This is a genomic window from Agathobaculum sp. LCP25S3_E8, from assembly GCF_052117165.1.
Taxonomy (GTDB): domain Bacteria; phylum Bacillota; class Clostridia; order Oscillospirales; family Butyricicoccaceae; genus Agathobaculum.
Window position 1 is genome coordinate 1 of sequence record NZ_JBQKJR010000025.1, and the last position, 21,592, is coordinate 21,592.

23 protein-coding genes and 1 tRNA gene are annotated in these 21,592 nt (G+C 54.5%); 6 read left to right on the plus strand and 18 right to left on the minus strand.

Features of this window, described 5'->3' with window-relative positions; genetic code table 11:
• From ACTQ34_RS09675 to ACTQ34_RS09720, 10 genes are all read right to left on the minus strand, one after another.
• Nucleotides 1-187 (minus strand): hypothetical protein (locus ACTQ34_RS09675; protein ID WP_441363631.1); only part of this gene is annotated, 187 nt, incomplete at its 3' end.
• A 237-nt stretch (nucleotides 188-424) separates the two neighbouring features.
• Entirely contained in the window at nucleotides 425-1,117 is a 693-nt protein-coding gene (locus tag ACTQ34_RS09680) for a sigma-70 family RNA polymerase sigma factor (RefSeq protein WP_441363632.1), read from the minus strand.
• Between the two features lie 351 nt (nucleotides 1,118-1,468).
• Complete coding sequence (locus tag ACTQ34_RS09685; RefSeq protein WP_441363633.1) at nucleotides 1,469-2,023, minus strand: hypothetical protein; 555 nt, start codon at nucleotides 2,021-2,023, stop codon at nucleotides 1,469-1,471.
• 41 nt (nucleotides 2,024-2,064) lie between these two features.
• Nucleotides 2,065-2,232 carry a hypothetical protein gene (locus tag ACTQ34_RS09690; RefSeq protein WP_441363634.1) on the minus strand — a complete coding sequence of 56 codons (168 nt, stop codon included), beginning with the start codon at nucleotides 2,230-2,232 and terminating at the stop codon, nucleotides 2,065-2,067.
• Between the two features lie 22 nt (nucleotides 2,233-2,254).
• A complete protein-coding gene (locus ACTQ34_RS09695) occupies nucleotides 2,255-2,419 on the minus strand; it encodes a hypothetical protein (protein ID WP_441363635.1) in 165 nt (54 codons plus the stop codon).
• The gene (locus ACTQ34_RS09700) at nucleotides 2,416-2,655 is read right to left on the minus strand and encodes a hypothetical protein (RefSeq protein ID WP_441363636.1); all 240 of its coding nucleotides are present in this window, start codon (nucleotides 2,653-2,655) and stop codon (nucleotides 2,416-2,418) included. Before ACTQ34_RS09700 ends, ACTQ34_RS09695 begins: the two co-directional genes overlap by 4 nt.
• A gap of 116 nt (nucleotides 2,656-2,771) precedes the next feature.
• Nucleotides 2,772-4,916, minus strand: a complete 2,145-nt coding sequence (locus ACTQ34_RS09705; protein ID WP_441363637.1) for a phage NrS-1 polymerase family protein — start codon at nucleotides 4,914-4,916, stop codon at nucleotides 2,772-2,774.
• 5 nt (nucleotides 4,917-4,921) lie between these two features.
• Nucleotides 4,922-5,263, minus strand: coding sequence for a hypothetical protein (locus tag ACTQ34_RS09710; protein WP_441363638.1), 342 nt, complete (start codon nucleotides 5,261-5,263; stop codon nucleotides 4,922-4,924).
• Nucleotides 5,226-5,474: an excisionase family DNA-binding protein gene (locus ACTQ34_RS09715; RefSeq protein ID WP_441363639.1), complete on the minus strand. Its 249-nt coding sequence runs from the start codon at nucleotides 5,472-5,474 to the stop codon at nucleotides 5,226-5,228. Before ACTQ34_RS09715 ends, ACTQ34_RS09710 begins: the two co-directional genes overlap by 38 nt.
• A complete protein-coding gene (locus ACTQ34_RS09720; protein ID WP_441363640.1) occupies nucleotides 5,474-5,668 on the minus strand; it encodes a hypothetical protein in 195 nt (64 codons plus the stop codon). The genes ACTQ34_RS09715 and ACTQ34_RS09720 overlap by 1 nt, the downstream gene beginning before the upstream one ends.
• Before the next feature lie 144 nt (nucleotides 5,669-5,812).
• Here ACTQ34_RS09720 and ACTQ34_RS09725 point away from each other — a divergent pair, with 144 nt between their 5' ends.
• Entirely contained in the window at nucleotides 5,813-6,256 is a 444-nt protein-coding gene (locus ACTQ34_RS09725) for a helix-turn-helix domain-containing protein (protein WP_441363641.1), read from the plus strand.
• A 4-nt stretch (nucleotides 6,257-6,260) separates the two neighbouring features.
• Nucleotides 6,261-7,628: a tyrosine-type recombinase/integrase gene (locus tag ACTQ34_RS09730; RefSeq protein WP_441363642.1), complete on the plus strand. Its 1,368-nt coding sequence runs from the start codon at nucleotides 6,261-6,263 to the stop codon at nucleotides 7,626-7,628.
• 142 nt (nucleotides 7,629-7,770) lie between these two features.
• On the opposite strand, the gene ACTQ34_RS09735 is transcribed toward ACTQ34_RS09730, so the two are convergent.
• The 3 genes from ACTQ34_RS09735 to ACTQ34_RS09745 form a co-directional block, all read right to left on the minus strand.
• Nucleotides 7,771-7,847: transfer RNA gene (locus ACTQ34_RS09735), tRNA-Arg, on the minus strand.
• A 212-nt stretch (nucleotides 7,848-8,059) separates the two neighbouring features.
• Nucleotides 8,060-8,395: a DUF1622 domain-containing protein gene (locus ACTQ34_RS09740; RefSeq protein WP_441363643.1), complete on the minus strand. Its 336-nt coding sequence runs from the start codon at nucleotides 8,393-8,395 to the stop codon at nucleotides 8,060-8,062.
• A gap of 30 nt (nucleotides 8,396-8,425) precedes the next feature.
• The gene (locus ACTQ34_RS09745) at nucleotides 8,426-9,796 is read right to left on the minus strand and encodes a TrpB-like pyridoxal phosphate-dependent enzyme (protein WP_441363644.1); all 1,371 of its coding nucleotides are present in this window, start codon (nucleotides 9,794-9,796) and stop codon (nucleotides 8,426-8,428) included.
• Between the two features lie 519 nt (nucleotides 9,797-10,315).
• Here ACTQ34_RS09745 and ACTQ34_RS09750 point away from each other — a divergent pair.
• Genes ACTQ34_RS09750 through ACTQ34_RS09760 form a run of 3 tightly spaced genes read left to right on the plus strand, consistent with a single transcriptional unit; the run spans nucleotide 10,316 to nucleotide 14,088 of the window.
• Nucleotides 10,316-11,287, plus strand: coding sequence for a leucine-rich repeat protein (locus ACTQ34_RS09750; protein WP_441363645.1), 972 nt, complete (start codon nucleotides 10,316-10,318; stop codon nucleotides 11,285-11,287).
• A gap of 12 nt (nucleotides 11,288-11,299) precedes the next feature.
• The gene (locus tag ACTQ34_RS09755) at nucleotides 11,300-12,589 is read left to right on the plus strand and encodes a vWA domain-containing protein (RefSeq protein WP_441363646.1); all 1,290 of its coding nucleotides are present in this window, start codon (nucleotides 11,300-11,302) and stop codon (nucleotides 12,587-12,589) included.
• Nucleotides 12,586-14,088 (plus strand): AAA family ATPase, encoded by a 1,503-nt coding sequence (locus ACTQ34_RS09760; protein ID WP_441363647.1) that lies wholly within the window; start codon nucleotides 12,586-12,588, stop codon nucleotides 14,086-14,088. Before ACTQ34_RS09755 ends, ACTQ34_RS09760 begins: the two co-directional genes overlap by 4 nt.
• A gap of 158 nt (nucleotides 14,089-14,246) precedes the next feature.
• Here the strand turns inward: ACTQ34_RS09760 and ACTQ34_RS09765 are convergent, their stop codons facing one another.
• The 3 genes from ACTQ34_RS09765 to ACTQ34_RS09775 form a co-directional block, all read right to left on the minus strand.
• Nucleotides 14,247-15,728, minus strand: a complete 1,482-nt coding sequence (locus tag ACTQ34_RS09765) for a UxaA family hydrolase (RefSeq protein ID WP_441363648.1) — start codon at nucleotides 15,726-15,728, stop codon at nucleotides 14,247-14,249.
• Between the two features lie 15 nt (nucleotides 15,729-15,743).
• Nucleotides 15,744-17,234: a tagaturonate reductase gene (locus ACTQ34_RS09770; RefSeq protein ID WP_441363649.1), complete on the minus strand. Its 1,491-nt coding sequence runs from the start codon at nucleotides 17,232-17,234 to the stop codon at nucleotides 15,744-15,746.
• 165 nt (nucleotides 17,235-17,399) lie between these two features.
• Nucleotides 17,400-18,425, minus strand: a complete 1,026-nt coding sequence (locus ACTQ34_RS09775) for a zinc-binding alcohol dehydrogenase family protein (RefSeq protein ID WP_441363650.1) — start codon at nucleotides 18,423-18,425, stop codon at nucleotides 17,400-17,402.
• Between the two features lie 294 nt (nucleotides 18,426-18,719).
• Here ACTQ34_RS09775 and ACTQ34_RS09780 point away from each other — a divergent pair, with 294 nt between their 5' ends.
• Nucleotides 18,720-19,388 carry a GntR family transcriptional regulator gene (locus ACTQ34_RS09780; protein ID WP_441363651.1) on the plus strand — a complete coding sequence of 223 codons (669 nt, stop codon included), beginning with the start codon at nucleotides 18,720-18,722 and terminating at the stop codon, nucleotides 19,386-19,388.
• 123 nt (nucleotides 19,389-19,511) lie between these two features.
• On the opposite strand, the gene aguB is transcribed toward ACTQ34_RS09780, so the two are convergent.
• Nucleotides 19,512-20,375, minus strand: a complete 864-nt coding sequence (gene aguB / locus ACTQ34_RS09785) for an N-carbamoylputrescine amidase (protein ID WP_441363652.1) — start codon at nucleotides 20,373-20,375, stop codon at nucleotides 19,512-19,514.
• Between the two features lie 35 nt (nucleotides 20,376-20,410).
• Entirely contained in the window at nucleotides 20,411-21,505 is a 1,095-nt protein-coding gene (gene aguA, locus ACTQ34_RS09790) for an agmatine deiminase (RefSeq protein ID WP_441363653.1), read from the minus strand.
• Nucleotides 21,506-21,592 lie beyond the last annotated feature (87 nt).

Below are 21,592 nucleotides of genomic sequence, written 5' to 3' on the forward strand. Positions count from 1 at the left end.
ACCATAACAAGCGGGTGTGGCTTTTGATATCTGGATTTATGGCCTTGTGGTAAACTTGCGGTTTTTGACTTTCGGGAAGAAATTGTTTTCGACCACAAGCTGTGGAAATGCCGTGCCCACTTGTGGAGTACGGTGTTTTACCGTACCCTTCTAGTGTCTCAGAAATCGCCGGATAACCGCGTAGCATGTTACCATCAATCTGTTTTCAAAGATGTGAGATTTGCGACACACCCTTTTGGGGAGTTGCAGGAATTGCGCACAATTTGTGCGACAGTCCTATTTGCAACCTTGCCCCAACCTTGCCCAAGTTTACCCAAGTCCTTTTTAGGGTCTCAGAAATCTCAGGATAGATCACAACACCCCCTTTCCCTCCAGATAAACCAGCGTCCTCTCCTCGACACTGCCGCCTCCATACTTCCATGCGCTAAGGCCTGTTCCGTGGTATGCGTGTTTGCTTATGATCATTTCGCGGTACTGCCGCAGCCGCTGTATATTTCGACCGCTGCGCAGCTTCCGCATTGCGTCGCGCTCCAGTTGTCCTACACGGCTGATTTACACCGAGCCGCTCCCCAATCTCGGATAACGTCTTTTCCTCAAAGTACCGGGCGCGGATCACAGTCGCTCGGTGTTCGTCAAGCGTGCTGATGCAGTCCTCCAGATCGGCGTGCAGCTGCTCCGTGTAAAGTCGCTCCTCTGCATCCTCGAACTGCCGGCCGGCCGCTGGATCAGGAACAAGCTCACCGCGTGGTGTCTGGCTTCCGTCCTCGCCGCTGATCGGTTCATCAAGGCTGGCACACTGCCCGAGCGGGTCGCGCTTTTGATGCTCAGTACGCCAACCGACCAAGTCAAAAAAGACCGCTTTCACAGGATAGCGCAGGAACGATGAGAACAGCACGCCCCGTTCCGGCTCGTACAGCCGCACAGCGAGTGCGACCGCAAGGAAGAAGGATTGTTCCACGTCCTCCCATGTCACGCCCGTAGCGGCCATTCTCGCGCCAGCCTTGCGTGCAAGCTCACCGAACAAGGTTGCCAGCAATCCGCGATTTTGCTCCCAGAGCTGCGCCAGTGCATCACGATCGCCCGTCTTGGCCTTCGTGACCAGCTCTTCATTTGTCATTGCGCATAACCTCCCGCTCGTGGTAGAATAAGCTCACAAGAGAAAATCGAGCGGGAGAGCGGCAGGCCGTGCAGGGCTTGCCGCTTTTGCTTTCCAGCCAAAGGTACCGGACATTTTGTCGGTACCCCAACAGTCTGCGTTTTGTATTGCTTCACTACACTGCGAAATCATCTACCTGTACGGTTATTTCGCTGTGTTTGCTGAAATGTACAGCATCAAGCAACCTCTCCGCTGTGCTGAGGAGAGGTGAAAAGCAGTCGCATTTCACGACTCCCCTAAATTTATCTCGCGCAAAAAGCACAGGACTTGCATGTCCCCAGCAAACAACCTTTATCCCATACAAGACACGGGTTATTCACCCGCCAAGGCAGGCGGGACCATACTTTGATAGAAGAAGGAATCGTTCTGGACAAATGCGCCGGTCATATCGCTCGTGAGCGCGCCGCTCATTGTTTCGCCCAGAACATCCGCAGCCTGCGCACGCATCGCTTCGGTGTAATATGCCCGGTCAATGTAGATATCGTGGTTGCTTGCATAGTCAAAGATCATGCGCAGCATGGTCATGTTATCAACCGCCGTATACTTGTCCACCAGCGCTTCGATATCGCCTTGCGCAAGCGGGATATTGCCGGTAAACAGCTTTGCGTCATCAGTAATGTCGCCACCTTTTGCACAATACCGAACGGTCAGATCCTGTTTATACCCATTTACGACATCAAGAATCTTGTAGCGCCCTTCATTTAGAATATCTTCTTGCTGCTTTACCAAATCACGACGCTTATCCAGATAAGTGCTCTGTTTGTAATTGGCGCGGTCATGATCGAGCGCTTCAATCTGCGCATTATGAGCAGCAAGTTTATTGATGTATTCAATGGTGGTTTCTCTCAGATTCTTTACAAAATTCATTTTAGACTTCCTTTCTTGTTCTATGTTTTTTGTTTACCTTGTTACCGCTGCCCCAGTTCGGTCAGACTTGTCGCAATATCTTTAAGCGCACAGTTCCCTTCTCCGGTATAATAACGCACATACCATGCACAGTGCTCTTTCAAGCACTCCCGCAAGTGTAAGCTGCCTGTTTCCGTCAGCAGCGGACAGTATTTCGTTTTTTCATCCATATCATCACCCCCGTTTCTCAGGCTACTTCATGATTACCACGTTATTATCGTGTATTGCGATCAAGCTGCACCCTTGTTCAAGCGCCGTGGTAAGCAGACAACCGCCTTCAGGCCGGTCGATATATCGATCCGGGCAGTTATGCTCGCATGGTCGGTTGTCGAGCGGGCAGGTTATGTCCTTGCTCATTTCTCGCCCTCCTCGAATAGCATCCGCTCAAACCCGGCGCAAATGTCATTTGCAAAGTCTACGCATCCGTCTACATCAATGCACATCGGCCGCACCTCCTGCCCCGATACACCATCCTCGACCAGCGCAAGGCAGACCACTGGGGCTATGTACTTCTCATTCTTCCCGCCCTCAACATCGAACTGTGCCCACATGGAGAAAGGCGCGGGAATAATCTGGATAATCTTGTCTTGCATAAATCCTCCTTTTCCCTATTTACCGTTAACCGTTCATACCGTTCATACCGTGCGTATCATTCGTTGTGCAGTAACGGTCATGAACGGTATGAACGGTAGTTTCACATAGTAACGGTTCACGATGAAAACGGGATTTCTTCCTGCTGATCCGGGTCGAGCTCAACGGTATCCTGCGACAATGCAGTATAGTAGAAACGGTGTTTTCCACCACCTGAACCGTGCTTTGTTCGCTCGTGGATAATCCCGTCAAAATTGAACAGTGACCGTTCCAGCTTTTTCACACTGTTGCTCAGCGCCCGCTCGTTGTAATCGATATAGGTCTGCGTGATATACTGCCCGGCCGTAAGGAGGTCTTTCATAGATCCTTCCCACCGACCACCGCCCTGCTCGAGCAGCTTCTTAATCGTCTTGACGATTGGGCTATCCTGATATTCCAAGCGGGTACGTTGCTCTGCGATCCAATCCGCGTCACCCTTGACAGACCACCTGCAGGAGTCTTTGTCAAACGAAATATAAATCTCCTGCATGTCCACATCGCGCCCCACAACAGACAGCAGTGTGTCCTCATCGCTGCGGGATTCTCTCGTCATGACCATGGAAGTATCGACCGCACCCAAGATACCATTTGTGCCACTGATCCGCTCAAAGGGATCGCCGGGGGATCCCATCTTGCGCAAGTGGTGCACAAGCAAGATGCACAAGTTGTTTTCGTCCGCAAACTTCTTCAGTGCGCCAACGTCCCGATAGTCTTTGCCGTACACATCTTTACCGTTTCCGGCAGAACGTACTTTTTGCAGTGTGTCGATAATAATCAGCTTTGTGTCGGGGCGCTTTTCGATAAACCCGCTCAGTTCATCCCGCAGCCCGTTGTCGATCTCGCGGGTATCTGTGGCAAAATAGAAATTATCCGGTGCCTTGCGCCCATTCAGTAGCTTATTCATGCGGGACTTCAGCCGTCGCTTGCTGTCCTCAAGCGCGAGGTACAGCACGCCGCATTTTTGCGTTTTGCGCCCGAGGAATTCTAGGCCCTCAGCGACTGCCAAACCTAAATCCAGTACGAACCAGCTTTTTCCGTATTTCGGCGGAGATGCCAGCATGTTAGAACCCTGCGGGAGCAGCCCCCGCACAATGAACTGTATCGGTGGAAGGTGTTCTTTTTGCAGATCGGCGGCGGAAATCATGGTCAGATTCAGCATGTCGAGTTGCGAGCTGTCTGTGGCCTGTGCTGTACCTGTCTCGCACCTGTTTGCCACTGGTCCGAAGTCCTGCGCAGCACTCGCCTGCTGCCGGTCTTGATAATTCAGATCGTCGTACTCTGCCGTGCGCGTGCAACCCTTGACCGCCTGTTCCGCAGTACGTTGTAAATAATCCTCCCGAATAACCGCTTTCTTCATGTGCTGATGGTCTTTCTGTTGGCAGTGCGGGGACTGCTTGAAAGCATTCATCATCGCCGATGCGTTGCAGTTGCACCAATAGGCCAGCTTATTCATCAGGGCTTGATCGTCCGCACTCTCGTTGCCGTGCGGACGGTGTCCGTCCCACAGCTCACGGAACCTGCTGTCTTTCTCAAGCCCGATTGCAAGATAGTCCTTGCCTACCTTGCTAGATGTCTGGCTACTACCTCCGATCTCCGCGTCCCAGTTGAGCGCGCTCGCCGGTGATTGCTGTATGTGGCTGTCCTGCCGGGAAAACCGTTGTTGCAGCGTTGCTATTGCCGCATCCGCTTCAGCCAGCATACCATACCCGCCGCAGACATTGCCGGTCATAGTGAAGTAGCGCCCTTCGGTATACATCTCGATTTCTGGCTGCTTGTACCGGGTATTGCCGTCCTTGTCGCGTCTGACCTCCCCCGTGGTAAGATCCACATCGACCCGCTTAATCTGGTTGACTGGCAGTTTGACCTTGTTCCACTCAAGAGCAGGCGTTCCCCGCGCTATGATGTGAAAGCCGTAGCCAGACGGTGAAATTTCAGTGTATGAATCGAGTTGGTCGATAATTTCCAACGCGAGCGGATCTGTCCAACCGGTTTCGGGATCACGCACCGTGTCGAGGTCTATGCCCACAAGCCCGTTTTCAGACATGAACTCGAAGCCGATACCATCATAGCCGCCTGTGTTCACTGCCTCACTGAAAGTCGCCCATGTTTTCGGTTGCCGCGCCTTTGCCCGATATCCAGTGCGTGGGTCATAAGGGCATTTTGCTTTATGTACAACCCATTGCGGTAAGGCGCGCAGTTCATCGGGGATTTTCTCATAGCCCAAAGGGATCACCGCCGATCTTGTCCTGTCAGTTCATCCAGTGCAGCCCTGGCGCTTTCCAACGAACGTAGGGTGTTGCTGGCGCGGGTATTGAGCGTGCGAATGAATGCCGCTATTTCAAGCGGGTCATCGGACAGGTAGTAGCCGCCGCCATCTGAGCAGGTGGACAAGATCACGGCACCAGACTGCCGCTCCCGCTCGACTGCCCTTTGCAGCTCCCGCACGGTATCGAAACCAAGCCGCGCCGCAAGTTCTTTGCTGGGAATCGCATTTTCTTTGCCGGTTGGTAAGTAATCGGTAATCTTCATAGGCTCACGCTCCCGCTCGCTCATCAATACGCCGAATGCCACGCACCTGCTCCGGCTTGTCCTCTGCCGGGTTCTCAAGATATGCCAGCAGTGCGTCATAATTGATTAGACGGCCGCGGCCTACCTGAACGCTGGGGATGTCGCCGCGGCGAACCAACGTGCGTATCAGGTTCAATGTAACCGGTGTGTTCGGGTCATCCTTACGCAGCTCCTCTAAAGCTTGCGCAGGAAATCTCATGCGTACTGTACTCATTACCGCCCCTCCTCTACAATATCGGTTACTTCAACTTTAAGTATTTGTGCCACTCTTCCGACCACATCCGGTCGCACGTCGCCGCCCTGTCTAATTTTCCGAAGTGTTTGTGGTGATACCCCTGCCCGCAATGCTGACATTGTCCGGCAGCGCTTTGCTAAGGCAATATCTAGTTTGGTTATATCGATCACCATGCACTCTCCTCCTTTCAATTGTTCCGTTCGGAATGATTTTAAAGTTATGTTATCACTATACAGAACAATTTTCAAGTAATATATGAAAAATAATTGTTCCATTTGGTTCTGATATGTGCTATACTAATTGTGCGAGGTGATTTTATGGAAGTGCAATTTGGAACGCAAATACGAAAAATGAGAAAAGCTTTTGGTCTTACACAAGCAGAATTTGCCGAAAAAAGCGGCATTTCTATGATGAGTTTACGCAGATATGAAACTAATGAGCGCCAACCAACTATGGCGATAATAACCCGCATGGCTGGTGCACTCGGTCTAGAAGTCGGTGAGTTTCTTTGGAATGATCCAGAAAGCAAGCGTCCATATTTTTGGAGCGCTGATTTAGAAATAAAATTGAAGCAAATTGGCTATAGTACTGGCTGGAAAGAAGATGATTGTTTCTTATGGATCAATTATCCTGACGGTGAATTAGAAGTATCTGAGGAAGATTTATGGAATCTTCATGAAAGCACGAACTCTTTTCTTAAATTCAAGCTGGAAGAGCTAAAACAAAAAAATATAGATCATTTTCATCAGCAAAAGAGGTGATCACATGGCCACAATACAGAAACGCGGCGACACCTACCGAATCACCGTATCCTGCGGTTACGATCTGAACGGAAAGCAGCTCCGGCGCACTATGACATGGGTGCCGCCCGATGGCATGACCGCAAAGCAGATCCAGAAAGAGGCTAACCGGCAGGCCGTGCTTTTCGAAGAAAAATGCCGCACCGGTCAAGTGCTGGACGGAAGCATTCGGTTTGCAGACTTTGCCGAAAGGTGGTTCGCAGGCTATGCCGAAAAGCAGTTAAAACCTCGCACGCTTGCCACCTACACCGCCTTGCTGCCCCGCGCCCTTGCAGCACTCGGGCATATCCGACTGGACAAACTGCGCCCGAACCATATCACAGCTTTTTATGCGAATCTTAGCGAACCAGGCGTGCGCGCTGATACAAAATACAGGTGTAAAACCAGCTTCAAAGAATTGATACCTTCAACACAATCTGCATTTGCCAAGTCCGCGGGCGTGAGCATCGGAACAATCGAATCCCTTTCGGCCGGACATAATATCAACCGCCATAGTGCCGAGAAGATAAGCGCCGCCTTGAATCGCCCGCTTGGGGAGGTATTTGAACCAACAGGCAAGGAAACACTGTCAGGGAAAACACTGCTGCATTATCACCGTCTGCTTTCGTCTATGCTGGAAACTGCGGTACAGTGGCAGCTTATCCCCTCGAATCCATGCAAGCGGGTCAAAGCGCCACGCGCTGAACGAAAAGAAGCCCGTTTTCTGGATGAAAAACAGGCTGCTCATCTGATTGCTTTGCTGGTCAACGAACCGATACAATACAGATCCATGATCTTGCTGCTGATCAACACCGGCCTGCGGCGTGGCGAGCTGTGCGCATTGCAATGGAAGGATATAGACTTTGCAAATGCAGTGCTGCAGGTTCGCCGCAACACGGTTTATCTTGCAGGACAGGGGTTGATTGACGATACGCCTAAAACTGCAAGTTCACAACGTGCCATTAAACTGCCAGCAAACTGCATCCCTATGTTGAAGGAGTATCGTGCGTGGCAGAGCAAGCAACGGCTGATGGTCGGTGACCAATGGCAGGATAGCGACCGGGTATTTACCCGCTGGGATGGTGCGCCGTTCAGGCCTGACACCCTAACCAACTGGTTTAGCGATTTTGTCAAGCGCAATGACCTCCCGCCCGTAACGATACACAGCCTGCGTCACACCAACGCAACGTTATTGATTTCAAGCGGGATAAACCTGCGCACTGTGTCGGCGCGTCTTGGGCATTCTCAGGCCAGCACCACGGCGAACATCTATGCACACGCAATCCAAAGTGCAGATGTAGCCGCAGCTGACACGATAAACGACATCCTAAGTCCGCTCAAACAGCAGGCATAGAAAAAGGGCGCTCCCGTAAGCGGGAACGCCCAATTTTGAACCAGATAAACACCAAATAAACACCAATGCACTTTTGCTATTTTACAAAAGGTACAACAAAGTACGAAAAAACCGCTATTTCGATTGAAATAACGGCTTTTCTTGGTACGCCAGAAGGGATTCGAACCCCCGACCTTTTGGTTCGTAGCCAAACACTCTATCCAGCTGAGCTACTGGCGCAAATCATTTACTTGTATTTTTCAGTCGAACTTTTTGCTCAGTTTCGACTGCCTAAATAGAATACCACAACACATCGCTTCTGTCAATCTTTTTTTCAAATTTTTCTTCAATTTCTTTTCATCTTCCACAGACAGTCTCCCATCCCTTCTCTCATTCTAATTAGAGCCGCCGAAAAACATATCCGGCGGCTCGCATAAAACGGATTGTATGGCCTATTCTGTCGGCAATTTCACCGCACCCCGCTCTTCGTTTTTAATCTCCCAGTGAATCAGAACGGTCAGCGCCGCGCGCAGCAGGATAATCGCACCAACCAGACCAATCTCTTTAAACTCGCGCACAATTACGGTGCGCAGAATCTCGCTGCCCAGCTTGAACTCCAGTCCAAGCGACAATCCCTTGGCAAGTGTCAAACGTGTCAGCGGATCGCGGCGCACATAGCGCCAGACGCCCTGTACACCAGCAGCCACTATCACTGCCACGCCAACATATTCAAATAACAGGATGGCCCAGGAAACAACAGATTCGAGCAGATGCTCTGCCATGTCCACGGCAGGCCTCACCTCCATACGAAATGGATTTTATTCCGGCTGTGCAGGCAGCGTGTCAAAACCGACCTGCAATTCTTCATCCGTCGGCACATGGTTGGTCATTGTACCATTGTGATACGCTTCGTATGCCGACATATCAAAGTAGCCCGTGCCCGTCAAACCGAACAGAATGGTCTTGGCTTCACCGGTTTCCTTGCACTTGAGCGCCTCGTCAATCGCACAGCGAATCGCATGGCTGGATTCCGGCGCAGGCAGGATGGTCTCCACCTTTGCAAACAGGGTTGCCGCCTCGAACACATCGGTCTGCTTGGCGGAAACTGCCTCCATGTAGCCATCGTGATACAGCTTGGAAAGAATTGGACTCATGCCGTGGTAGCGCAGACCGCCCGCATGGTTTGCCGCCGGCATAAAGCCGTTGCCCAGCGTATACATGCGCGCCAGCGGTGTCACATGGCCGGTATCGCAGAAGTCGTAAGCATACTTGCCACGGGTGAACGACGGGCAGGACGCGGGCTCGACTGCGACGATGCGCGGATCAGCCTTGCCCAGCAGCTTATCCTGCATAAACGGCGCAATCAGACCGCCCAGATTGGAGCCGCCGCCCGCGCAGCCAATGACGATATCCGGATATTCGTCCAGCATCTCCATCGCCTGCTTGCTTTCTAGACCGATAATCGACTGATGCAGCAACACCTGATTGAGCACCGAGCCGAGCACATAGCGGTAGCCTTCATGTGTGGTCGCCATCTCGACCGCCTCGGAAATTGCGCAGCCGAGCGAACCGCCTGTGTTCGGGTCCTGCGCAAGAATGGCGCGGCCCGCCTCTGTGGTATTGGAAGGCGACGGCGTTACATCCGCGCCAAAGGTCTGCATCACCGCCTTGCGGTGCGGCTTCTGCTCATAGGAAACCTTGACCATATAGACCTTGAGATCCAGTCCGAAATACGCGCACGCTTCGGACAACGCCGTGCCCCACTGGCCCGCACCGGTCTCGGTCGTCAGCCCCTTTAGGCCTTGCTCCTTGGCGTAATACGCCTGTGCGATGGCCGAATTGAGCTTGTGGCTGCCCGAGGTGTTGTTGCCCTCAAACTTGTAGTAAATCTTTGCCGGGGTGCCGAGCGCCTTTTCCAGATTATAGGCACGGCACAGGGGCGACGGACGGTACAGCTTATACATATCCAGAATCGGCTCCGGAATATCGATATAGCGATCCGTGCTGTCCAGTTCCTGATGCGCCAGCTTTTCGCAGAAAATAGGATAGAGCGCCTCCTCAGGCAGCGGCTGATGCGTACCGGGGTGGAGCAGCGGATCGGGCTGTTCCTTCATGTCGGCACGCAGGTTGTACCACTGCTTCGGCATCTGATCTTCGGTTAAATACAATCTGTGCGGAATCTTTGCCATGGTAGGTTCTCTCCTTTTTATATGAAATATGTGGGTCAGCAAAATAAAAAAACTCCTGTCCCATGAAAATCATGGGACAGGAGTTGATAAACAAACTCTTGCGGTACCACCCAGGTTGACGCAGAATACGCCCGCTCACTTTCACATATCCAACAATATGTGCTCCCCGGATAACGGGCGGAGTCCCCGTCGCAGTTACTTGGAGTTTCCTCCGTTCGCCTTGCCCTGCTAAAGTCCATTCACAAGGTCCTTCCCTGCCGCGATCTCACCACCCGCGGCTCTCTTGGAGGTTTGGTCTCCCTGCTACTCGTCTTCGTCATTGGTTTGTCGGTATAGTCACAGTATATTCGCAGCACCCCCATTTGTCAACCACTTTTTGAGAAAAAATATAAATTATTATCCTGATATTTTCTTATTACAAGAAGCATCCGCTGCGGCATGCCCGACATGCCTTGCCGCCCCGCTGTGCCTGTGCTATAATCAATCCAGACGAAAATCATCTGAAAAGGAGGGCGGGACATGCACGTAATCGACGGCGAAAACGACCTTTTACTGACCTGCGTGCGCGTGCCGGACGGCATCGCCGTGCTGCGGTGCGAGACGCGCGATGATACCGTGCGCGTGCCGGACGATATCGATGGCGTACCGATTACACAGCTCGGCCCCTACGCGCTCAGCGAGCGCGCCCCCGACCTTTCCGGGCGCGAGACGTTTTCTGTCCGCATCACCTGCGGCGGGCCGGAGCCTGTGCATGACGCGAACGCCATCCACGCGGTCTCGCTGCCTACCGCGCTGCAAAGCGTGGGTAGTTATGCATTTTACAACTGCCGCCGATTGGAAACCATCACCTTGCCCCACACAGTCACGGACTTCGGCGGCGGCGCGCTGATGAACTGCCGCGCACTGCACACGGTTGTACTGCGGGCTGAGCCGAATACGCCGACCTGCCTGCAAAAGCTGCTGGGTGCGCACGCGGGTGAGCTGGACGTGCGCTTCGACGGCGGCGCGCCTGCACGTCTGCTGTTTCCCGCCTACACAGAGGAACTCGAGGACCTCTCCCCCGCGCATATCTTTCAGCGCCGCATCCACGGCGCAGGCTACGGCTACCGTCAGTGCTTTGACGCGGGCGTCCTCAGTTTCCGACAATATGACCTTGCGCTCACCGGTCTGCTCGAACGGCACGACTTTGCGGTTGCCGCACGGGTCGCAGCACGGCGACTGGCTGTCCCGTATGCTTTGTCGGACGCTGCGCGCGAGGCTTACCTTGACTGCCTGCGCGCACATGGCGGCGTGCTGCTGCGTGAGTGCGCTGCCGCCGGCGAAAGCGCGGCGATTTCCTTCCTGCTGTCGCTCGGCGTGTTGACTGCCGCCGATGTGGAGGCCGCCTGCGATGCTGCCCGTGAAAAGGAACAGACTGCGGCGCTGTCCGTGCTGCTCGCTGCGACCGGCAAAACCGCCGCCCGCGGCCGCGCCAAAACCTTCGACCTGTAAAGGAGCTTTTCCATGCCCCAAAGCGAACGCTGGAACGCCCTCGGGCGCGAGATTTTGTTCTCCGCCCGCACCGAATTATATATGAGTCTGCCCTTTCTGGATGCCGCGCTGTCCGCGCTGGCTGTCTCGGACGGGTTTGATACCGCCACCCTTGCCACCGACGCGCGCAGCCTGTACTTCAACGGTGCGTGGCTGGCGCAGCAGCTCGAACGCGGCCGTTCACGCGTCAACCGCGCGTATCTGCATAGTGTATTTCACTGTCTGCTGCGCCATCCCGCCAAAACGCGCGGCCGCGACCGCGATTTGTGGGATTTAGCCTGCGATGTAGCGGTCGAAAGCATACTGGACACACTGGATTACCGCTGCTTGCAGGCGGACAAGCCCTCTGTGCGGCGGCAAAACCTGTACCGTAACCTGCGTGCGGAGATGCCCGTGCTGACCGCCGAAGCGATCTACCGACAATTCCGACGCGACCGGTTAAGCTCCTATGACTGCGCCACCCTCGCGCGCGTATTCGCGGTCGATGAGCACTCGCTCTGGCCCGAAGAAGGCGACGACGAGCAGGACAAGCAGTGGCAGCGCACCGCCGAGCGCACCCAGACCGCGATGGAAACCGTGTTCTCCAATCAGGCGATGGGCGGCGAAGCCGTGCGTGAGCAATTATCCGTCACCACCCAGCACACCACCGACTATCGCGCGTTTCTGCGACGCTTTGCCGCTCTGCGCGAGGAAGTCGCAGTCGACGCGGACTCCTTCGACTACGGCTACTACGCCTACGGCCTGCGGCACTTTGGCAACATGCCGCTCATCGAGCCGCTCGAAACGCGTGAGGTGCGCAAAATCGAGGATTTTGTCATCGCAGTCGACACCTCGATGTCCACCTCGGGTGAGCTGGTACGCAGCTTCCTCACACGCACCTACGAGCTGTTACAGGACAGCGAGAGCTTTTTCCGGCATATCAATCTGCGCATTTTGCAGTGCGACGACCAGATTCGCGCGGATAAACGCATCACAAGCGCTCGTGATCTTGCCGATTATATGGACCATTTCGAGCTGATCGGACAGTCCGCGACCGACTTTCGGCCGGTATTTGAATATGTTGCCCGGCTGGTGAGCGAGGGGGCGTTCCACCATCTGCGCGGGCTGATTTACTTTACCGACGGACTGGGGATTTACCCTAAAAAACGTCCCAAATACGACGCGGCCTTCGTCATGCTCGAAGGCGGCGCCTACCCCGAAAACGTCCCGCCATGGGCGATCCGCGCCGTGCTGCGTGAGGACGAGATAGGAGAACCACGATGAACATCAAACGAGCCAAAAACGAAATTAAAAACGCGCTGCGCGCCTATCTCGCGCGCGACGAATTCGGCGCTTACCGCATCCCGCCCATCCGGCAGCGCCCTATTTTGCTGATGGGCCCGCCGGGCATCGGCAAAACGCAGATTATGGAGCAGATTGCGGATGAGACCGGCGTTGGACTGGTGTCCTACACACTGACCCACCACACACGACAGTCCGCGCTCGGCCTGCCCTATATCGATCACGAGAAGTTTGGCGGGCAGGAATATACGGTCACCGCCTACACGATGAGCGAGATTATCGCCTCGGTGTACCGCGAAGTCGAGCGCACAGGCGTTTCCGAGGGCATTCTGTTTCTCGACGAAATCAACTGCATTTCCGAAACGCTGACCCCCATGATGCTGCAATTTTTGCAGTGCAAAACCTTCGGCAACCAGCAGCTGCCCGCAGGCTGGGTGGTTGTTGCCGCGGGCAACCCGCCCGAATACAACAAATCCGTGCGCGAATTCGACGTGGTCACACTCGACCGCGTCAAGCGCATCGACGTGGAGGAGGATTTCACGGTCTGGAAGGAATACGCCTACCGCCGCGGCATCCATGGCGCAATTTTGTCCTATCTGGAGATTCGACGCGACCATTTTTACCGTGTGGAAGCGACTGCGGACGGCCTGCAATTCGTCACCGCGCGCGGCTGGGAGGACTTATCTGAGCTGATGCAGGTATATGAAACACTCGGCTTACCGGTCGACCGGCAGGTGGTCGAACAGTATCTGCAATTGCCGCGCGTCGCCAGCGATTTTGCAAATTATCTGCAATTATACGATAAATATAAGCGCGTTTACCGCGTGGAGGAAATCCTCGACGGCTCGTGGGAGCGCGTGCGCGCCTCCGAGCTTGCCGGCGCACCGTTCGACGAAAAGCTGGGCGTGCTGGGACTACTGCTCTCGCGACTGGCCGACAGCGCACGCGAAACCTACCGGCTGGACGGTCTGACCGATGCGCTGCATCAGGACCTCATCCGCATCCGCGAGGGCGAAAAGACGCTCGGCACACTGCTGGACGACAAGCGTGCCGCGCTCTCCCGCCGCCGTGCTGCCGGTTCGACCGACCGCGACGCGCTGTTTATTGCGTCGCGCGAGACCGAACGGTTGGATGCCTTCCGGCAGGGACTATCACTTGAAAAGATTCCGGCTGGATGCGCATTCGACTATCTCAAGGAAAAATTTCAGACCGACGTGCAGGCGCGCGCGGACGCGGCGGACCAAACCGACCACGCGCTCACGAATGCCTTCGCTTTTCTCGACGAAGCCATCGGCGACAGTCAGGAGATGGTACTGTTCGCCACCGAGCTGACCGCGAATTACTTTACCTCGTGGTTCATCCAGAACTTCGGCTGCGAAGCCTATTTTGCACACAACAAACGCCTGCTGTTCGACGATACGCAAAAGCACCTGCTGGAGGAAATCCAACAAACCCGCGCCGCAGAACACTCCAACGAATAAATCGTACCACAAAGCGCTCATATAGCAAAAAGAAGGCCGCCAATGCGGCCTTCTTTTCATATCAGAAAACGCCGCAGAGCCTCAGCACTACGGCGTTTTCCATTCAAAGAAAGTAGAAAAGAGAATCAGGTAATATCAAAAGAAAACATATGCCTGCCTCAGAGCGTGACGCCATCCTTAAAGATGGCGATTTCTCGATAGCCGAGCTGCTCGCTCTTGGACTGCCGACCGCTGGCAACCTGCAAAACCAAATCGAACAGGCGCGCCGCCGCATCCTTAATCGGTTCACCGTCGGCCACCGGGCCGGCGTCAAAGTCAATCCAGCCTGACTTCTTTGCCGCCAGCTGGCTGTTGCTGGCAATCTTGATGGTCGGCGCGGGCGCACCGAACGGCGTACCGCGGCCGGTCGTGAACAACACGATATGCGCCCCCGCCGCCGTCATGGCTGTAGCAGAGACAAGGTCGTTGCCCGGGCCGTACAGCATGTTTAGGCCATGCGCAGTCACTGCATCTCCATAGCCGATCACGTCCACAATCGGTGCCGTGCCGCCCTTCTGCACGCAGCCGCAGGACTTATCCTCCAGCGTCGTGATGCCGCCTGCTTTGTTGCCGGGCGAGGGGTTTTCATACACGGTTTCATGGTGACTGATGAAATAATCCTTGAAGTTGTTGAGCATGCCGGTTGCCTTGTCAAACACCTCACGGCTGACACAGCGGCTGAGCAGCATGCCTTCGGCGCCGAACATCTCGGGTACTTCGGTCAGCACGGTTGAACCGCCGCGGGCGATCACCATATCGCTGAACGCGCCGACAGTTGGGTTGGCGGTGACGCCGGACAGGCCGTCCGAGCCGCCGCACTTCATGCCGATCACCAATTGGCTGACCGGAATGGGCTGGCGGGTAAACTGCGAGGCAAATGCGGCGCACTGCTCCAGCAGCGCACGCCCGGCTGCAAATTCGTCCTCCACGTCCTGACAGGTCAGGAACTTGACACGGTTCTCGTCATAGGGTCCAAGCTCTTCAAGGAACTGATCGTGCTGCAAATTCTCGCAGCCGAGGCTGAGTACCAGCACCGCCGCCGCGTTCGGATGACGCACGAGCGCCGCAAGCAGTTTGCGGGTCTGCGCGTGGTCCGCGCCGGTCTGTGAGCAGCCGTAAGGATGTGTGAAGGTATACAGGCCCTCAATCGATCCGGTCACCAAATCCTGATTGTCCGCGACCATCTTTTTCGCCACATCGTTGACACAGCCGACGGTCGGAATAATCCAGATTTCGTTGCGAACCGCGGCGCGGCCGTCTTTGCGGCGGAAACCCATGAAGGTTTCCGGCTCGACAGCCGATACCGACGGAACAGCAGGCGCGTAGGTATATTCCTCTTCACCAGACAGGTTGGTTTTCATGTTATGGGTATGCACCCACATACCGGTTTCAACCGCCGCTGTGGTGTGTCCAATCGGATAGCCGTACTTGACAACAGACGCGCCCTCTGCGATCGGTTCAAGCGCAATCTTGTGGCCTTGCGGGATGTCCTCGACTGCGGTAACGGTCACGCCGCCCGCGGTCAGCGTCTCGCCCTTGCTGACAGGATGCAGCGCAACCGCTACATTATCCCGCTCGTTAATGCGAATAAGTTTTGTCATAGCATATTTCCCCGCTTACAGACAGGAAGCAAACGCAGCCTCCGCACCTTCCGTGCGGATTTTTTCCAGATCTGCCAGAACCGCAGCTTCCACGCCGTCGATCTTGGTCAGGTCCTGATCCCACATCTGTTCATTGGTCAGAACAGCATGCACCAGATCGGCATCGCTGTCGTCGCGGTGCGCCCAGTAGAACTCGAGCGCCCAGCGGTCATCCGAGCAGGTGTAAGTGTTGCCCTTCGCGCGCTTGCAGACCAAGCCCTTGTCGGTCAGCTCCTGCACGTCGGTCGAATAGAAAGCGATATAGGCAGCAAGACTCATGGTCAGGCATACCGGCAGCTTGCCCTCCTTCTCGATGTACTCCAAAAAGCTGGGCATGTTGCGCGCCTTCCACTTGGAGGTGGAGTTGAGCGAAATGCTCATCAGCTCATGGTCTACAAACGGATTGTTGAAACGGTCCTCTACAGCTGCTGCGAAATTCTCCAAATCATCCTTATCGAGCGGCAGGGTCGGGATAACTTCCTCGTGCAGCATCTTATTCATGAAGCCCTTGATATGCTCGTTATGCATGCAGTCGCGCACGATGTCGAAGCCGGCAAGATAAGCGCCGAGCACAAAACCGGTGTGTGCGCCGTTGAGAATACGCACCTTGCGTTTTTTGTACGGGGTAACGTCCGGCACGACAATGCAGTTGAGCCCGGCCTTTTTAAAGGGCAGTTTGTCTTCCAGCCATGACGGACCTTCGATATTCCAAACACCGAACACCTCGCCCACATCGATCAGCTCGTCGTGATAGCCGTTCTCCTCATCCATTTTAGCCGCCTCGGCAGCGTCCTTGATGCGGCCGGGCACAATGCGGTCGACCAGCGTAGAACAGAACGTGCACTCACCGCACCAAGCCTTGAAGTCCGCTTCGAGGCCCCACTGCTCGATATACTGGCCGACGCACTTCTCCAGTTCCTTGCCGTTGTTGTCAATCAGCTCACAGGACAGGATCACCAGCGGCTTCTTGCCGGCCTGCCAGCGCTTGTACAGCACCTGCGTGAGCTTTGCCGGAAATGAGGACGGCGGGCAGTCATCCTTCCGGCAGGCGGGATCGTAAACGATACCGGCCTCAGTGGTGTTGGAGACGATGTATTCGAGGTCATCGGACACCGCAACTTCCATCATTGCGTCGTAGTCCGCCTTCTCATAGGGGTTGAGACAACGGGACACCGAGGAAATCACACGCTTGCGGTCGACCTTCTCGCCGTTTTCGCGGCCGCGCAGATACAAAGTATACAGCCCCTGCTGCTCATTTATCTGCTTTGCCAGACCCGGCGCGATCGGCTGCACCAGAACTGCCTTGCCGTTCCAGCCCACTTTTTCGTTGGCCATATCAAACCAGTAATCGACAAAGGCGCGCAGAAAATTTCCCTCACCGAACTGAAGGATCTTTTCCGGTGCATTTTCCAAAATATAGCCCGTATAACCGGACTTTTTCAGCACTGCATAATTGAGATTTTCCATCATCATTCTCCTCATACAACCAACCCGGAATCGGCGGAGAAACCTCCGCCGTACCGGACAATCACCTTATGGATGAACCAAAACGTTCAGCCGCCAAACATGACATATAAGCAGCTGACACGCGTCCTCCCTTGTCTTTTATTTATGGCACCATCGCCTTACCGCTCAGGTGAAGTCAATAACAACCTTCAGCATCTTGCCTGCGTTTGCAGCGAATTCCTCAAATGCCTTGGGCGCGTCCGTCAACTTATATGTATTGGTAACGATCTTGTCTAGTGCTACACCGCCGCCCTTGACCAAATCAATCAGTTCGAGGAAATCCTTCTTCATCGCATTGCGTGAGCCATAGATGTTCAGTTCCTTCTTCTGAATGATGGTGAAGAAGAAATCTTCGATGTTGCGCTTGGAAACACCGATTAGAACCACACGCGCGCCGAAGCAAGCGGCGTCAATGCAATTCTGGAAGGTGTTCGGCATACCGACCGCCTCGATAGTCACATCAAAGCCGTCGCCGTTCGTCAGTTCTGCAACTCCCTTTTCAAAGGCTTCCGGCGATTCGTTGAGCAGCTTATGATCCAATTGAAAAGTCTTGTAAGCATAGTCCAGCTTATCCGGCGCGACGTCGCAGATGGTAACCTCTGCGCCTTTCGCTTTAGCTGCGACCGCTGCCAGCACACCAATGGTGCCTGCGCCGACGACCAGCACACGCTCACCAGGCTTGACATCCGCACGGGATACACCATGATAGCTGATGCAGAATGGCTCAATCAGCGCCAACACCTTGGGGTCAAGCCCCTTACCATCATAGATGCGCTCGATCGGCATGGTGATGTACTCGGCAAAAGCGCCTTCGCGCTGCACGCCCATGGTCTGGTTATCCGTGCAGGCGTTGACCAAACCGCGCTTGCAGGAATAGCACTTGCCGCAATTGAAATACGGATTACAAGTGACAATCATGCCCGGTTTGAGGCCCTTGTCATTATCGTCGATCTCCATGATTTCCGCCGAAAACTCGTGACCCGGAACGCGCGGATAGGATACATAGGCATTTGCCCCCCGATAGGAACCCAAATCGCTGCCACAGATACCGCCGTACAGCAGCTTGAGCAATGCCTCTCCCGGTTTGCGGACCGGCATCTCCTGATCTATTATCTCAACCTTTCCCGGTGCTTTAATGCAAATTGCTTTCATTTTTTGTTTCCCTCCAAACTTTCTTTGCATGGGTTTTACCCTTCCAAAGAAATGACGCATCTTGTATATCACTTGTATACAAGTTCTTTTTACTTGTATCTTAGTCGTTGGAATTTGGTTTGTCAATTCCCGTTTCGCGCTTATCTCAAAAATCGTGAGTTTATCCAATCCGACTCAATACAATATGTTTATAATCACGAACATACCGTCTCTTTCTCCTCTTGCAAATTTTCGCCCATCCGATATAATAAATTTATTAGGGTGATTTTCGCCCCTTCGGAGGTATCAACATATATGTCTACTGCAAAAACATCCTCAATGCAGTCACAGGCTTATGATTTTATCAAACAAAAAATCACCATGTGCGAATATGCTCCCAATCAGCTGCTCAGCGAAGCTGTTTTACAGGCGGAACTTGGGTTTTCCCGCACCCCTGTGCGTGAAGCCATCGGCCGTCTGGAGCAGGAAGGGTTGCTTAAGGTGTTTCCCAAGCGCGGTATTGTCGTATCTGGCTTTACCATCAGCGATATCAGCATGATTTTTGAGGTGCGCCGTCTGGTAGAACCTTACACGCTGCGCAACTACGGCAGCCGACTTGATATGAATAAAATTGCAGAGTTCTCCAAAATTTTTCACGAGCATGCCGATGCAGAAGAATTCACAGGGTTTTACGAACTGGATGACCGGTTTCATTCCACACTGGTTTCCGTTCTGCCAAATGAATACCTGCGAGACCTCTATTCCCGCATCCGAACACAGATTATCCGCCTGCGCGTTATGAGCGGCCAGTTAATTGAAAGCCGTCTGCAGCGCACAATGACGGAGCATGCGGAAATTGCGGATGCCTGTCTGGAGCACAACTGGGAATGTGCAGCATTGGCCATGATACAACATCTGCACTATTCCGAAGAGTCCTCTCTGACAACACTGCTCAAGGGCTATAGCAACGCCAGCATTATCTGATTTTGATTCCAGCTCATGTCCGGGCAAGTCCTGCATACAGAAAGAATCGCAAAAATACGAAACCCGACAAAAAAAACGCCCGCTGCGGCCGAAGCCGCAGCGGGCGTTTGCTATTCTGTAGACTTATCCGAAGTGCCCCATCGCACCGTACATTTCCGGTCGACGGTCGCGGAACACGCCCCAACTGCGGCGCAACTCACGGATTTCGTCCAGATCGAAGGTATGCGTCAGGATACCGGTCTCCTCCCGTCCTGCCTGCTCGACCAGCGCGCCCGTCTCATCCGCAATGAAGGATGAGCCGTAAAACGTCAGGCTGGAGGACTGGTTCTGGTTGTCCGGCGAAGGAGACACCGTTTCCGTACCGACGCGGTTGGCCGCAACAAGCGGCATAATGTTCGCCGCCGCGTGGCCCTGCATACAGCGCCGCCAGTGCGGCATGGAATCGCAGTCGAGAATCGGCTCCGAGCCGATCGCGGTCGGATAGAACAGCAGCTCCGCGCCTTGCAGCGCCATGCAGCGCGCAGACTCCGGGAACCACTGATCCCAGCAAATGCCGACACCGATCTTGGCATAAGCGGTATCCCACACGCGAAAACCTGTGTCGCCCGGCGTGAAATAGAACTTTTCCTGATAAAAATGATCGTCCGGAATGTGGGTTTTGCGATACTGGCCGAGAATCGTGCCGTCCGCGTCGATCACCGCCACGGTGTTAAACGTAGTGTTGCCCACGCGCTCGTAATAGCTGACCGGCAGCACTACATGAAAATCATGCGCCAGCGTGCGCAGCACGTTAACCGCCGGATTTTCCTCCAGTGTGGTCGCCAGATGATAGTTTTCGTAATTCTTTTCCTGACAGAAATACCAGTTTTCAAACAGCTCGGGCAGCAGGATGATCTGCGCGCCCCGCGCCGCCGCTTCACGCACCTTTTCCGTCGCGGTTTCCAGCCCATAGGTCATCTGAACCGCAGCTACGGTCACTTTGCTCATTGCTTTTCTTCTCCTTTGTGGTTATCCGTTTCCGCTTATGCGCGGGGAATCTGCTGTGTGATGCAGTGGATGTTGCCGCCGCCAATCAAAATATCGCGCGCGGGAATCGCCACGACCTGACGCGTCGGGAACAAGTCCTGCAAAATCGCCTGCGCCTTTTCGTCCATCGGATCGCCAAAGGCCGGCATAACGATTGCTTCGTTTGCGATATAGAAATTGACATAGCTTGCCGCAAGCCGTTCGCCCGGTGTGCGCGTCGGCTCACCGTCGCACAAATCCAATCCCTCGCACTCCTCGGCCGTGATGGTCACGGGAGCGGGCAGCGGCAGCTTATGCACGCGAATTTTGCGTCCCTTTGCGTCGGTCGCCGCCTCCAGCACAGCCAGACTCGCCGCCGAAAGCGCATACTGCGGGTCGTTTTGATCGTCCGTCCACGCAAGCACAACTTCGCCAGGCGCGGTAAAGGCGCACACATTGTCCACATGCTCATTGGTCTCATCATTATAGATACCGCGCGGCAGCCAAATAACCTTCTTTACGCCCAGATACTCGCACAGTATGCGCTCGATCTGCTCCCGTGTCAAATCGGGGTTGCGCCCTTCGGACAGCAGACACGCTTCGGTTACGAGCGCGGTGCCCTCGCCGTCGACATGGATGGAGCCGCCCTCGCAGATAAAGTCCCGCTTGTCGTAGCAGTCGTTTTCCAGCAGGTCGCAGAACTTGCGCGCCACGCGGTTGTCGCGCTCCCAGCTCGGATATAAGCCATCGAACGATCCGCCCCAGGCATTGAAGCCCCAGTCGATGCCGCGGCGTTCGCCCTTGCCGTTGATGACAAACGTCGGCCCGACGTCGCGCGCCCATGCGTCGTCCGTCTCCATCACGACCAGCCGCACCCGCTCGGGCAGCTGCGCGCGCGCGTTGTCATACTGTCCTTCCGAGCATAAAACCGTCATCTTTTCGCTTGCCGAAATGGCCTCGATCACCTGTAAAAATGCCTTGCGCGCGGCATATGCGCCGTACTGCCAAGAGTCCGCGCGCTCGGGCCAGATCATCAGGCAGCCCTCATGCGGTGCAAACTCCGCAGGCATGAAAAACCCGTCCTCGGCGGGCGTTGTGTGTAAAATTCTCATACCGTTTCTCTCCGTCTTGTATTCTCCCTAATAGGGTACAACATTTCGATGAGACTTGCAAGATTTTCCCGGGTATGTTACACTAAA